This is a genomic window from Spongiimicrobium salis (assembly GCF_043678055.1).
Lineage (GTDB): Bacteria > Bacteroidota > Bacteroidia > Flavobacteriales > Flavobacteriaceae > Spongiimicrobium > Spongiimicrobium salis.
Genome location: NZ_JBHEQA010000004.1, coordinates 14311 through 29100, shown reverse-complemented (window position 1 = coordinate 29100; position 14790 = coordinate 14311). Strand labels below are relative to the sequence as shown.

Annotated in this window: 10 protein-coding genes; 2 read left to right on the top strand and 8 right to left on the bottom strand. The window is 39.5% G+C overall.

Annotated elements, in window-relative coordinates:
• Positions 1–15: 15 nt before the first annotated feature.
• From ACEXOE_RS17380 to ACEXOE_RS17360, 5 genes are read right to left on the bottom strand one after another with little or no spacing between them, the layout of a single operon-like run.
• Positions 16–1758: a hypothetical protein gene (locus tag ACEXOE_RS17380; RefSeq protein ID WP_394750114.1), complete on the bottom strand. Its 1743-nt coding sequence runs from the start codon at positions 1756–1758 to the stop codon at positions 16–18.
• Between the two features lie 12 nt (positions 1759–1770).
• A complete protein-coding gene (locus ACEXOE_RS17375; protein ID WP_394750113.1) occupies positions 1771–3543 on the bottom strand; it encodes a hypothetical protein in 1773 nt (590 codons plus the stop codon).
• The gene (locus ACEXOE_RS17370; RefSeq protein WP_394750112.1) at positions 3540–4685 is read right to left on the bottom strand and encodes a hypothetical protein; all 1146 of its coding nucleotides are present in this window, start codon (positions 4683–4685) and stop codon (positions 3540–3542) included. The genes ACEXOE_RS17375 and ACEXOE_RS17370 overlap by 4 nt, the downstream gene beginning before the upstream one ends.
• Before the next feature lie 24 nt (positions 4686–4709).
• On the bottom strand, positions 4710–6647 hold the full coding sequence (locus ACEXOE_RS17365; protein ID WP_394750111.1) for an RICIN domain-containing protein: 1938 nt from the start codon (positions 6645–6647) through the stop codon (positions 4710–4712).
• A 17-nt stretch (positions 6648–6664) separates the two neighbouring features.
• On the bottom strand, positions 6665–7234 hold the full coding sequence (locus ACEXOE_RS17360) for a hypothetical protein (protein WP_394750110.1): 570 nt from the start codon (positions 7232–7234) through the stop codon (positions 6665–6667).
• A gap of 111 nt (positions 7235–7345) precedes the next feature.
• Between ACEXOE_RS17360 and ACEXOE_RS17355 the strand changes: the two genes are divergently transcribed.
• Both ACEXOE_RS17355 and ACEXOE_RS17350 read left to right on the top strand, forming a co-directional pair.
• Complete coding sequence (locus ACEXOE_RS17355) at positions 7346–7918, top strand: RNA polymerase sigma factor (RefSeq protein WP_394750109.1); 573 nt, start codon at positions 7346–7348, stop codon at positions 7916–7918.
• Positions 7915–8646 carry a tetratricopeptide repeat protein gene (locus ACEXOE_RS17350; protein ID WP_394750108.1) on the top strand — a complete coding sequence of 244 codons (732 nt, stop codon included), beginning with the start codon at positions 7915–7917 and terminating at the stop codon, positions 8644–8646. Before ACEXOE_RS17355 ends, ACEXOE_RS17350 begins: the two co-directional genes overlap by 4 nt.
• On the opposite strand, the gene ACEXOE_RS17345 is transcribed toward ACEXOE_RS17350, so the two are convergent.
• The 3 genes from ACEXOE_RS17345 to ACEXOE_RS17335 form a co-directional block, all read right to left on the bottom strand.
• Positions 8643–11423, bottom strand: coding sequence for a CHAT domain-containing protein (locus ACEXOE_RS17345; protein WP_394750107.1), 2781 nt, complete (start codon positions 11421–11423; stop codon positions 8643–8645). The genes ACEXOE_RS17350 and ACEXOE_RS17345 overlap by 4 nt on opposite strands.
• Positions 11424–11444: 21 nt before the next feature.
• Positions 11445–12044: a hypothetical protein gene (locus ACEXOE_RS17340; RefSeq protein ID WP_394750106.1), complete on the bottom strand. Its 600-nt coding sequence runs from the start codon at positions 12042–12044 to the stop codon at positions 11445–11447.
• A 286-nt stretch (positions 12045–12330) separates the two neighbouring features.
• Positions 12331–14775 (bottom strand): ribonuclease HII, encoded by a 2445-nt coding sequence (locus tag ACEXOE_RS17335; RefSeq protein ID WP_394750105.1) that lies wholly within the window; start codon positions 14773–14775, stop codon positions 12331–12333.
• Between the last annotated feature and the right edge of the window lie 15 nt (positions 14776–14790).

Genomic DNA, 14790 nt, shown 5'->3' with positions numbered 1-14790 from the left:
GTACTTGTGATTTGATTATTTATTGGAGGGGATTTCATCTAAAAAGATGATTCCCGAACTATCTGTATTGCTTTTTGAGATGGCCTCTTTGTTTTTTCCCAGCCAGGTAAGGGTATAGCTGTACTCCCTATTGTTAAGAGGTAAGGTGATTTCAAAGAAAGATTGATGTAAATCATCCCTCGGTTGTATGATTTTCTGAAGCTTGACGGTCTTTCCGAAAAAAGGATATTCCAATTGTACGGCCACTGCCCTATAGTTTTGTTCGGAAAGTGTTGCCATGTCTCCTGAAAGTTGAATTTTGGTGCGTTCAAAAGGACTGAATAAATTGATCATAGAAGCAGAGGCTGCTTGCCATTCTGTTTCATAAACGGCCCCTCCTTGAAATTGCCAAATGGTTTTATAATCGTAATTGAGCCACTCCAAACGATCATTATCCCCTTTGGAACCATAGCTAAGGGAAAACGGCTGCGCGTTGTTTTGGTCAAATTGGGATTTATTGACCATTAAAGAGCGCAAAGTAGTTTCTTGGTTCTGGTGCTGCTTGCGGACAATGACCGTTACATTGTTCACCATTTTATCGAACTCCTGATACAATGTCCCATCTATTCCTACTTTTACCTCACGAAGTTGAAAATCTTCGTCTTCCATAGAAAAGGTCTTGAAAACCCTAGGGTCGTTTTTATATTTTTTATAGAGGTTTCCGATATTGAAGGTCACAAAATGATGCCTTTCTACAGGTAATCTGGAGTTAAAAACTACACTGCTCTTTCCGCTTTTCTTTACTTCTTTATATTGATAAGAGGCTTTAAAACCAATACCAAATGGAGAGGAACTGGGTTTGTTGTTCTCGCTGGAACTATTCATAAGCCCCGTGAGCATATCCATAATAGAGTTTTCGTTTTCTGCCGGATTTTCGGGAACCGGATCGAACAGCATGGACAACAGTTTTTCCATGACCGTGTCCATCAATTGATCCATTTGATCATCTTCTCCGTTGGTAATGAGCTTAATGCTCTGATTTTTTAGTAATTCATCAATTTCCAACCCTGCTTCAGCTCCAATAAAGAGATAACTACCCCCAACACTGGCTTCATGACGTTTTTGAATTTCGGACCAATCAATTTCCAAGGTGGCGTCGTAAGCATTGCTAAGTCCCTCAAAGGCAAGGTCAAAGACCAAAGAGATGTCCGGAGTGGCCATTTTAAAGCTTTCCAAAAGAAGTTTGGAATCTTTGGCATTCAATTCAAAGGAGAGCGCAATCTTATTGCCTTCGAGCACAGGAGCTCTACCTTTTGCCATGAGCTTGCGAGATTGTCCACCTTCTTCTGGATCTATGATCGAAGAAATCAACGCATAAGAACCCTCCTTAAAAATAATGGGACCTTTTAATTTGGCATTGTTGTTCCCAGTACTATAGGCAAGTTCTTCGCGTGCTGCCTCCAGTTGGGCTTCAGAAGTTTCATAGTGTACCAGAAAATGAAGTACGCCGCCTCCCTTTGCTTGAAGAATACTATTATTATTGTTTCCTTCAGCTTCTAAATCTACATAGCGCATAAAGGAAAACTGTGGGCTGTTATTTTTTATGCCCAGCTTGGCTTCGGAAGGAAGATAGTAGTAGTGCGAGGGATTTTCCTTGGAAGGGAAACACCAGAGTCCTTCAACACGTAAGCCTTGATCCATCAGGACTTGAGCAGAAAGGTGCCCTGTGAAATTGCTGATGAATAAAAGAATACATAGGTATGAATATGTTGTTTTCATCGTATGGGATATTTAGTTATTACTGTTTTTAGGAGGAGTGAGGTACAGATAACCCCTTTCAAGGGATTGGTGTGGCCCTTTTATCTTCGTTCCATTTTTGGAATAGAGCACGGTTCGATAGGCTACCTCCCCTTGATGATCGAAAAAGAGTGTGGCGTTCTTGTTGTTTTCTTCGCCCGAAGTACGTAGCGTCAAAGATTTCACCATCTGGGTCTTTCCTAAAAAATCAGCAGCAAAGTCAACTCCTATGGTGACAATATTTTCATCGATAAATTGCTGTTTGTCCATATCTATGGCGACTTCAATTTTCTGAAAAGGTGGGGAGATGACAATGGCCTTGTCTCTTGCCTTTATCCAGGCTTTATTGCTACCTGCAAATTCTGAGGCACCACGAAGACTCCAAGAAATCTGATATTCGTATTCCTGCCAGTCATAGGTTTTTAGCCCAAGTCTTGGGAATGAGATGGATTTATAGAGTTTTCCTGCTTTAATGTCATTTGCATTGAAATACAGCTGATGGGTAAAATCGTCTCGCTCGGAACCATATTTTTTTCTGAAGTTGACCGTCACAAAGTTGACCAGTTCTTCGAAGGATTCTACAAAATCCCCATCGAGTTGGAAAATCACTTCCTGTTTTTCAAAATCATTATCGAGCATATCAACAATCCTGAAATATTTGGGATTGTCTTGGAAATTTTCATAAAGCCCGCCAAGGTTCCCTGCAGTATAAAAGGGTACTTTGATGGTAGTGGATTCGGTAAGGTCCAGACGAAAACGTCTTGCCTTAATGTCTTTTCGCTTCTTTACAATATGTTGGATATCCGGGATAAACATGCTGGCTGGGCCAAAAGCAAAACCACTGAGAACTCCTTTTCCGGTTTTATCCTTGGTTTCTGCTGGAGTTTCTAGCTCTGGCTCGGCAGACCAGCCCGTTTCGGTATCGAACATCAAATTGATGATTTTATCCGTGACGATCTGGAGAATATTTTTTAATTCGCTCTTAACGCCCAGGCCCTTGGTTCTGTCCAGGACATCTATTTTTATGGTCCCGTTGCTGTAGAGACTGTCTATGGCATTACTTACTTCATCATGGGTGAATAAGGTTTCCGTTTTAGACACTTCGCTGAAATGTTCATACACCCTATCCATTTCTGCAGTAACTACGGCATTATATGCCTTTACAACGGCTTCATAATATCCGCTAACGGCCACTGAAACATCAGAGGCAGAACCTTTAAAGGTTTCCCATAGAAGGGTAGAGCCTTCTTGATTCAATTTGGCGGCTAAAACGGCTTTGGAGCCTGGCGTAAAAGGAGCTCTACCACTTGTTATCAGGTTTTGGGTAAATGCATTTTTGGATAAGGTATCGGTTAGAATAGAGGAAATAACCCTAAAACTGCCTAAGGCCGCTTCCCCATCTTTCATAGTTTCCATAAGGGGAACGGGACCTTTTATTGTTGCGCCCTTCACCTTGGCGCCTAACTTTTTCTCTAACTTCTGCAGGATTTTTTCTTCCATACGAAACTCAAATAAGGCATGGAAGAGTCCTCCATTGTCCTTTTTTTCTGCCCCGACATATTTCATGCAGAGAAATTCAAAATCTCCTTTCTCATTAATGGATAGTCTTGGGTGTCTAGGGATATAATAATACGTCAAGGAGTCATTGTAATCCTGTAAGAGCTGAACATTATCGATCAGGATACGACCTTTGTCATAATGTACTTGTCCCATTAAAGCGGGACCGAACGCTAGACATACTAGTATGGTGCTTATGAATTGTTTCATTGCTTTGCGTTTTTAAGGGTTGTTTCAAAGTCTTTGTGGGAACTGACATCAATGATATGGGACCAGTTTTCTTTGGTGAGCCATTGCCCTGTATGGACTTCTCCACTTTCTGTGATCTCAGTGACCCTGTAGCGAAAGGGTTTGTCCAGACGAACGGCATATTCAAACTTTAAGGCTTGGGCATAGAGATCTGGTGTATTTTTTTTGAAGTCCACTTCCGCTTTTACAGGCCCATTACCAACACCTTGGGCCTCAAATTCTACAATCTTTCCAATGAGGTCGGGGCGTATATTGTTATTGAAATCATGGCAATAAATATCGATCAGACCATATCGGGGAGATAACGTGCTGCCCAAGTCGATTTCCTTCAAAAGCGCTGGCCATTTTTTGAGATCCAGATCTAGATGAAATACCCCGGTGTGAACAAGTGTGGCCTGTAATTTGGAGGAATCTCCAGGCGTATTTCTTTTGTGCAATTGTTCAAAGAGCTCCTTATGTTCTTCTGGGGCTTGGTAGTCATATGAAATATGGTCTGTAAAATGGCCTTTGGTCCAGATACTGTAGGCAACACTAAGCAATCCTTTATTTTTTTTGAAGGCATCCCATAGCGCTTGTGAGGTGTATTTTTGTGGACGTACCGTAAAGGTTTTAGAGGACCATATGCCCTGTGATAAGCCTTTTTTTGTGTTGGCGTATCCTTGCGGAAGTATTTGGGTGCTATCCGCATCCAAATCGGTATAGATCAATGCCGCTTCCATTTTTCGTATGGGAATGGGGACAAGGTCAATACTGCATTGTGCGCAACTTCTAGCTTTTAGATTTTTCTTTAGCCGTTGCAATGTACTACGGTCAATAGCTGTTTTTTTTACCGTAAATTGAAGCACGCTGGTTTGTTTCCAATTTTCCATTCCTCGAGCGCGACTTGGAATGTAGGTCATCCTGGCAAAGGAGAAATTTGGTTTTCCATCTGCATCTTCCCCTAAGTGAATGCCCTTGGGGACATAATAGAATTTTGTTTGGGATTTTAGGTCGCCATATAGTACGGTCCCCTCCATAGTTTCTCTTGAAGACAAGTTGGGTTGCGCATCTAGGGTGTATAGCATGCCTATAAAAAAAAAGAGAGTTTGGATTGCTGTTTTCATAAGATTAGTTTTGAAAGGATTGACCTATTCCCCGCCTTCATTTTCACTTTCCGAATCTTGGGAAGTCACTTGCGGCAGCCGATTAAAATAGGGCTGTAAACTGGAGGTACTTAGAAATATTTTCAGGGTATTTCCTGCAATCCATTGGGTGCTCTCGTGCATTTCTCCGTTGGGCATGACCAAGGTTACTTTATATTCAAAATTGGGTTGTTCGCCATTCATGAGATACAGTGTGGGCGATTTTTGTTCTTCATTGTCTTGATTGATTTCCAAAGGGTCATAGGTTTCTATTTCCCGTTGTTTCCCTGGGTCCAATTGTGTTGATTTTAGACGTACCATGATAAATTGAGCTCCAGTGGATTTTAAAAGATTCACGGTACGAAATTTAACTTCCTGTTTGGTGGCTGCCGTAAGGCCTCCGGTGAGATCGTTGATGATCTTTTGTGTACAGGCATCGCAATCCCTTAGTTTGTATTCTACAAAAGCACGTAAGGGTTTTCCAGAAGCTCTTAATTGACGTGGTATCATAAAACCAGACGGTTTATGAAATGCGAGCTTATCATTGGGTTGTGCAATTTTATCTTCTAGACTAAAGGAATAGATATAGGGAATAACCCCTTCAGCACTATTCTTTGTGGTCAATACATGCACGTATTGAAGCATAATAGGGTAGGGCGTAGGGTTATCAATGGTTTGCAGCCTTTTGATGTCTACTTCGAAAATGCCATAGGACGGCTCGTCCATGATGCTGATACTAGCCGGAATATCATAAGATTGCTCCGTATCATTGTCCGATTGGAAATGCAGTAAGAATGACATTTTGTTTTGCAATTCCCCATTTTTTAAGGCATCGATATTGTCATCGGAAGTGGTGAAGCTGATTTCAATATCACGTGTAAAATTGGAAGAAGGGACTATAGTAATTTGATCTTCATTGATATCAAACCCTCCTCCTGTAAACTCAATTCTGGGACTGGTTACAGGAAGTGCTTTTAACTCTACTTTAGGATTGGGGATGCCCTGTTCGCTACGTAGCATTTCCCGAATCATATCTTCCATAAAATTAATTTCCTTAGAAGTGATTCCTGACGAAAGCGTAGCGCTTACACGAGCACTTTTGTTAGCTCTGTCCCCATTGTTTCTGCTGTAATTGATGGTCAATTGATGTTCTTTTACATCTTTGTCCCAATGCAGGTAGTAGGCGTTTGGGACGTAATAAAATACACCTGAACCCGGGACTTTATCACGAATTAAATTGGCATTGAGTCTTGAGAATTTTATAGACTCGTTATGATCAAAACGCTCAGTAAGCTCTCCGTTTAAATTGGAGAAAATGGGGAAATTTTCTTCATCAAAATTTGGCCCTCCCGGTCGTATATTGGCCTTGTTTCCTTTTTGAGCTTCGGCCACACGTCCTAAATAACTTGTAAGGACCACATTGGATAGTTGATAGTACGGAATGAGTTGGGGTATTTCCTCTAATTTCCATTTTTGGGCATCCCCTCCATTAAAAGACCACATCCATATGGGAGTTCCATTATCCGATTTCCCCCATTTGACATCCAAATAAGTGCCTTTTTTAGATTTTATATAGAAATACCCATTTGGTGCAGGAATGAATTTCCATTTGGTATTATCATTTCCCTTTCCTTCCCATAATAATGCTAAGGCTTTTGTGGCACTAGATCTATTTTGAACATGGATATACTTGCCCAAGGCAGATTTTAAATAGAAGTAGCCATTTCCGGCATCCTCTAAGGAAAATTGTTGGGCTTTTCCCTTATTGGAAGGCCATAAATGTAAAGGCGTGCCATTGGCGGTTTTTCCCCATTGTACATCCAGACATTTAGCTTCCAAAGCTGATTTTAAGTAATAACTTTTTCCTGCTTTCTGTCCTAGGAGATCAGTACTGCCCAATAGGAAAAATAGGAGTAGAATAAGATATGTGCTAAATTTTTTCATCGTTTTTGTCTTAAAAATTATCTATTGTTTTGACTGAAGCGTCTTTTGGCCTCCCCTATAGGTTTTAAATGGAGTGCTATAATTTGCGAAGGCCTCGTTGTAGGGTCATTAGGTGAAGGTTTTACTGCGGTTTCCTTTGAGGTCCAGTGTTTTTTGAACTCAAACACATGGGAAATGCCTTTGAAACGAAGTCCTCCATTCGTGAAAACAACCTCAATGAAATCGGAATCAGTAGCCTTGGACCCCGAAAAATTAAGGCGAGCCCTAATGTTTGTTGTGCCTGATCGTACCTTCTTAAAATAAGGGGGGATCTCGAGTTTTCTGGAACCCGACTTGCTCAAGGCAAATACCTTAAGATGTTTGTCTTCGTAACCATCAAGAGTGATGTCGATTTCGATCTGATGGTTTTTTTGGTTTTTAAGGACAAGTTGTTTTACATCTCCCTGAAGACCCTCCAACTGCTTGGTTTTAGTGCCTTTTCTTTTTTGACTTAATTCAGCATTATACACAAGGCTTTCGGTCTGCCCGTAGCCTTTAAAGCCATAAAAAAGGAATAGCGTGAATATCAGAAGCGTTAGTTTTTTCATTTGTATAGGTTTTGATTACGTCCTTTTATGATATAATCTTTGAAAGGTTAACATGGCCCCTAATTTTTTTTTACATTTAAGTGTTAACTAAAGCTTAGAATTGGACATTAAATGGTAAAGCATTCAGATCATATACTTTTTGGAGCGCTGAAGGAAGGGTCTGATGTGGCCTTTAAAAAAGTATATCGTGAGAATAGATCCCTGTTTTTAAATTTTGCGAAGAAATACGGATTGAATACGGAGGATGTTCTCGATATATACCAGGATGCATACATTGTTTTTTATGAAAATGTCAGCAAAGGGAAACTAAAGGAATTGAAGAGTTCTTTGAGTACATACCTCATAAGTATTGGAAAATATATGATGTTAGATCGGTTGCGGAAAAATAAAAAAGAAGCCCTGGGGAATAATTTTATGGAACAAATGCCTGAATGGGATAATGAATTGGAAGCCTTTGATGTGGTGCAGCGGGAGTTAAGTACGGAACAGCAGTTGCTTCGAAAGAACTTTGAATTGTTGGGAGAGAAATGTAGAAAGGTTTTGACCTTGTTTTATTATAGGAAATATAGCATCAAACAAATAATGACAGAAGGAAATTACAATAGTGAAAATGTCGTGAAGAGTCAAAAGTCCAGATGCCTGAAAACATTGAAAGAAGCAATTAAAAATAGCTCAGTAGGATGAAGGAGAAAGATGAATTACTGGAAAAGTATTTTTTGGAAGGCCTGAACGGGACTGAGGCAGGGGTTTTTGAAAAGTGGCTGGAAGAAGATGTCGATTTCAAAGAACAGTTTGAGTTTGAAAAAGCAGTACGACAGACGATTCAGAGCAGGGAAAGGGAAACCTTGAAATCGAAATTAAAGCACTTGGAAACAGAAATAGAAGCGGAACAAGAAGAAAAATCCTTTCCTTGGAAGTTTTTGGGAATTGCAGCGTCTATGGTTGTAGTTTTAGGTTTTGTTGCTTATTTTTTTACGGCCAACGGCAATTCAGATGCGGCCCAGCTCTATGCAACACATTATAAAACTTATCCAAATACCGTATTTGCCATAACACGGAGCAATGGGGAAGATACCCAAGAACGCCGGGCCTTTGTTGCTTATGAAGCGAATAAACATGACGAGGCGATTCGGCTTTTTGAAGCAATAAGAAAACAAGAGCCAAGAGCGTATATTGATTTTTATTTAGCGCAATCCTATCTCAGTATTGGAAATACGGACAAAGCCAAATCCCTTTTTGAAAAGCAATCTAGGAGTGGAGGCCAATTTAATGAAGAAGCACTGTGGTATTTGGGATTGGTCTATCTTGCTGAAAATGATGTGGAAAACGCAAAATCTGTATTTGAAGAGTTAATAAAAAAGAAAGGATATAAGCAACAAGAAGCTGTCGCCCTGTTGCAAAAACTACCTTAAGGTTTTCTACGAAGCCAAAAAAAGAGAATCCCTATCAAAATAATACCACCAACAGGATACCACCAGTTTGGTGATGAAGAAATTAAGGGTGCGGTATTGCCGCTAAGAATAAAACTGGACCAATAATAGGGGTGAGACAATCCATTTTCACGGTTTTCCTGTAGAAAGGACAGTTTTGCCTTTTGCAAAGCAAGGTCCTTGGCATCGCTTTGTGCTAAATTTCCATAAAAAGAACTCATTAAACGAGCAGAAGATGCATCATTAATATTCCATAAGGTACTGGCTATGCTCTGGGCGCCACTATAGAAAAAACCTTGTGCCAAACTTATAAAACCTTCCCCCCGCTTTAGCGTTCCTATTCCACTGCTACAAGCACTAAGAGTCACCAAGTTGGCCTTTAGTTCCAATTGATAAAGATCCTGTAGATAAAGCACTTCAGTAGTATCCGAAGCAGATGAAAACGCCAGATAAGAATATTCCGGAGAAGTGTCGTCTAGAATAGCATGCGTTGCTAAATGGAGGATGCTATGTTCGGAAAGAGATTTGTGAAAGTTGGTCAGCGAAGCTTCCGAATCTAAGAAGGATTTCCCTGAAAATTGTTCAAGGACTTGTTCAACTTCAAGCGTGTTATGCGGCAATGGCAATAAACTGGAAGGCGTTGCGGAAATTGGAAAAGCGCTTTCAGGAAAACTTGGGGCAAAACCAAGAATACTATTGTTTTTGATGCGCTCTGTGCTTAATTGATGCAATAAGGTAGCGGATTGCGCATAACTGATGCGAGAGCTTTCTAACAGGTATGTTGTTCCTTCAGCATTGGTATTCAAGGCCTCAAAAGGGATATAATTTAGAAATCCATCGGTTAGAACAAGAATTTGGGTAGTAGGATGGGATTCCAATAGAGGTGCTAATATTTGCTGATACACCTGATAGGTGTTTTTTGCCAATTGTGCTGCATTGGATTGCGGATTTCCCAAATCTAGCCGCACAGATTGCAACAAGGATTTTAAAACCGTATCCAAAGGAATTTTAATAAGATCTTTCCCTTTTTTGCTTAGGGCCATCCCGTAAATGTGGTCCTTCCCGTAAAAGTATGAAATCACTGTTTTTTCTGGGGTAAGATGCTGTTGTACTTCGTCAGCACTCCTGGTCTCGGTATTGTATTTAAGATTGAAATAAGTGGGGTATTGTTCTTCTAAATTATGCGAAAGGGCATTGTATTCATTCTTTAATTGGAACAATTCATCTTCTAAAAGGGCGGTTTTGGATTTTGATTTGCCCAATCGTTTTTCCACATGTGCAATCTTTGATTTTAACTGCCGTTCTTGCTCCAGAATCGCTTGAGGTATTTGAGCAAATTCTGTTGCCCTTGTGCCCAAAACACTTTCCAGAAGCAATATCGCCTTACTTTTTTCCATATAGCGCATTACTTTATCCAAATACGTATGATTACCAGTCTCGCGATACAGTTGATGAGCCGCTTCTAAACCTAGTTCAAAAAGAGGGAAGGCATCATCAATTAAAAATAGTTTATCGTTTTTGCTTCTAAAAGTAGGTCTAATACGATCTAGAATGGTAATACCTTGATCCACTGCGGACAAAACATCAATATAGGCATCGCGCGATTGTAATTGCATTAGGGCCTGAGCCTTGTTTTTGAAAAGTTTCAAGGCAATGGGACCATTTGAATTCAGTAAGAGATCTTTGCCTTTTACAAGCTGCTGTAGCCCTAGATCATAGTATTTCAATGCTTCCCTGGGATGACCAAAAATAAAATGCGACAAGCCTATTTCATGGTATATAAAAGCCACTTCTTCGTGTTTTTTTGTTTTCCATTTTTCTTGGATCAGCCTTAGGCTTTGTTCTAAATTGGCTATAGTTTGGGAATAATTTCCTTGAGCTCTGGCCAGATCGGCCTTGAGTCTATAAAACTGATAGCGAAAAGGGTGTTTTAGAGGAAGTTTTTTGGTAAGTGATGTTAAGTAATGTTGGGCACTATCCTGTTGTTCCAGATCCAAGTGATTCTGTACGATATACTTTAAAGCGGAAACCACAAAATTAGTACCTCTTTGTCCTCCTCGCTTTTCATCCAGGGATTTTATAAAAAAACCATTGGACTTTCTATAATCTCCCTCATTTCTGTACACCTCCGCAAGGAGGCCATAGTTTGTTGCAAGATTGCTAAGATCATCTGGTTTTTTATCCTCTATAAAACGGATGCTCTTTAAATAAAACAATTTGGCCTGGTCGTACTTCCCTTCGTTATTGTACATTTTGGCCATAAAGGAAAATGCGACAGATCGCAAATCTACCTGCTCTTTGTAGTACAGGGAATCTGTAATATGCTCCGTAGCGGAAAGAATTTTTGAAAAAGCGGCACGAGAGGCCTTAAAATCATCTAAATTAAAATAATAGACTCCTTGATCGTTTAAGATGGAATTGCTATAAAGTTCTTTTTCGGGTAACGTTTCCAAATACCCCTCTTGTGAAAGACATAGGGAATCTAACGTGTTTAATGTATGGCCCAGTTTTTCAAGGTCGTAGGCGTACCCGGCAACCCTACTGATACCGATTAAGGATTCTATAGCATTTTTCCAATCCTTTTCTTCTGTGGAAAGCGCTATTATTTCCTCAAAATAATAATAGGCTGAATCTTTCTGGGTATACAGGTGCTGATAGGCTTTTTCGGTCAATGCGGCAATAGCTGCTTGATACTCTTTTTCTTGGGCGATTCCGTTTATGCTTATAGAGCATAGAATTAGAACGATTAAGTATCGCATAGGGCGCTAATCTTAGGCATATTATTGGTTGACAATGGCGGCTTTCACTTCAAAATCAATTTCATTGTTTTGGAAGTCCTTACGGAATATTTTCACTCGAACATTTCCTGAACTTAATTGTTTGTCTATAAGTTGCGCCTTGAGTTGCCCTTCAGTATCGGCCACAGGAGTTGTGGTTCCTCCTACGACCGTTAATATTTCTTGCCCCTCTTCTGTAAAGATCTGAATTTTTGAAACAACAGTAGAAGCAGGAAAGAGAAGGTATCTGAAATCCTTGGGCAAACAGGTTCTGTCTTCCACTGGGCAGGGTGGTTTTGGAGGTACGATAGAGAAACTGACGAGGCCGGGAATACCTGCCAATTCGTTGTTTAAACTCGATTTTTTTTCAAGATTGGCGGCTAGGTCGGCTTCGGTCTGTGCATTGCCTTGATTGTTGTCAAGAATGCCTTGAAGTTCATCAATGGTTTCTTCAACCATAAGTATTTCGGCATTGAGGTAGGCCTGGTACAGCTCCCCCTCATAGATATAATTTGTTGTGGTTAAATTGAGGTTATGGAGCGGTTTGCAGGAATTGAGGAGAAAAAAGCAGCAAATGCATAGAAATGGAAAGTAAGTTTTCATGACAGTGGTTTTTCGATAGGTTATATACGGTCGTACAGAATTAAAGATACACTTTTTTAGGTAAATATCTTAGTATTAAGTTGTTGAGCTCTGGAAGTTTTGAAAAAGAAAAAAGGAGTGCTAAGAAGAAATAAACCAAGCGAAAGGTGTAATGATAAGATAAGGACTTTTGCCTTTGAGCTAAAGGTTTTTCTCCGAAAGTGAGCTCAAATATGAAAATATGGGAAGGGCAGACTTGGGAAACAGCTCGCCTAATACTTTTAGAAACAAAGCTGGTATGGAAGAATCAATTCATCCGGTAAACAATGACAGAATTGTCTTCATTTTTAGTGACCAACTCCAATTTTCCATCTTTATCAATGTCGGCCAAATCAATTTCAGAATTCCCATAAACAGGGAAATTTTGTAAAAGGGCAGCATTACTATCAAAGAGGTATACTTTTTGATTTTGGATATCTACAAGGCTCACATATATTTTAGTATTGAGATAAAATATTTTTGGTTTGGTGTATACTCCAAAATCCAGTGTTAATTTTTTTCCTTTAATGGAAAGAATGTTGTCATTTAAATGGACTAGCGTTTTGCTCGTGGCATCCATGCCATGATCTCTGTTGAGGTTTAACTTGGTCTGACTCATTCTTCCCCTAGAATCAATTTGTATTAAAACACCTTCATCATCGGTGACGGTAAACTTGTTCTTATATACATAGGCACTATTATTGGAGAAATTAATGTTTTCCGAAACTTTGACCCTTGTTCTTCCTACACGATCTAAAATTTTAAATTGTCCATTTTCCAATTGAAAAACAAGATAGTCCCTAGTCCCAATTCTAAAGTGCTTTGGAATATTTATGACAGGACTCTCGGCGGTGGTATAGGTAAAGCCATTTACGGTTTTCCCTCTGCGGTCGTACATCATTACTTTATTTCCTTGAGTAATCACAAAACGATAATTTCTGTTTTTATCATAGTCAAATACAGCTAACGGATTAAGACCTCCATCCTTGAAAGATTTTTTAAAACCGGAAACTTCCCTGCCATTTCTGTCCAGTACCAAAAACTGGGTTTCTGTGGTAAAAGCAAGCTGTAAACGCCCATTTTTATAAAGGTCAACCTGTGCAATTTTGCCTTGTATGCTTCCCTTTAACTTCTTTTTCCATAATACTTTGCCTTGGGCTGAAATGAGGTATAGGTTGTTCTGGACATCCTGCACCACAATTTCCTTGGTCTTATTGTTATGATTGATTACAAATTGAGGGGCTGTGGCCAACTCATCATCAATTTGAAGTGTGAAGATAGGAGAGGTGGTATTGATTTGGGATTCCTTCTCTGATTGTTTCGCCAAGAGATGGGTATGATAAAAATTCTGATCGGCAACCATTTGTGCCGCAAAAGTATAGGCATCGCTTCTTTTTTTGAGACTTTTTAGGAAAGGAGAGGAGAAGTCCGATTTCAGGGTTTCGGTAATGCCATTTTGATTTGAGATAAATAGTACCGTCGCTTCATCGGCCATGACTCCCTTTGTGGTTTCAAATAAGGGCCCTTTGTCAAAAGTTGTCCCATTCTTATAATTACTTATAATCATTCGTAACACCTCCACATCGGCAGAAAATATAAAGGCATTTTCCAGAACGGTATAATGCTCCGCTTTAAAACCTTGAATGAGCGGATTGAAATACACATTTAAAAAATCAGCATAGTTTAAGTCAATAATTTCATTTCCTTGATAAAAGCTTGAAGCCTTTTTGATGCGCTCCAAATACGTAGAGATGCGTTCGGAACCATAGGTGTTAAGGACAATGGCCTTTTTCTCTTTTACATAAATACTCCCAATTTCCTCAACGGTATTAAAGGTGGAGTCCAAAACCGTGGAATTTTCTAAATACGTCTCTTGGTTTTTTAAAAAAACATCGTATTGATCAAAAGTATAGGAAAGAACGGCATCGGCCTGTATAGGGGCAAAGGAAGGCGTGGTATTTACAAGTGGCGTGGTATTCTTAAATAATGAAGCATAACTCTTCAAAGAATCCACTGAGGTACTCACTCCGTTCAGATTGAGTTCTTTTTGGCTCAGAGAGATATCTAAGGAAATCCAATCCGAAAAAAAAGAAGGAATCCCCAATAGCTCATCTTTGGCAAGAGAAGTAATCATAGGGTTTTCCTTTTGAGGGTCTATAAAGAGGGTGCTATTTCTTTTGGATTGGGATATTGTATATAGGCGGAGTAGTTTTTCGGAAATGGGTTTTTTATTCTTAAAAATAGCTTCCTCAATAAGTGCTTTGGATGAACTTAAAACAAGAGCATTATTATGGGTAAGGCTGTAAACAGTATCTATACCTTTAATATAAGCATCGTAATTCCTGGAGTTGAACGTAATTGTTTCCTTTTTGCTTTCTGCATCTTCGTTGAAAAGATAAAGAGAATCCTGCGTGACATAAAAAAAAGCAGGAATGCTATCTGCTGTCCTTGAAAACGTGAGTAACCCTTGTGTTGAAGATTGAAAAAAGTCCAAATCTTGAATTTTCGTCAAAATCATCTCATTTAGCGTGCTGCTTTCCTGATTTTTTAAAAAATCATTGTTTTTTAAAGCATTTTGAAATGCAGCAAGGCCATGAACTTTAATCAGAACACTGTTATGCTCTGGAATATAATCTAATAAGGAGTTTGAACGGGAACGATTTTGATCACAACTAAAAAGAAGTATTAAAAAGAATAGGGAAATATACCTCATGCACAACACTTTCCG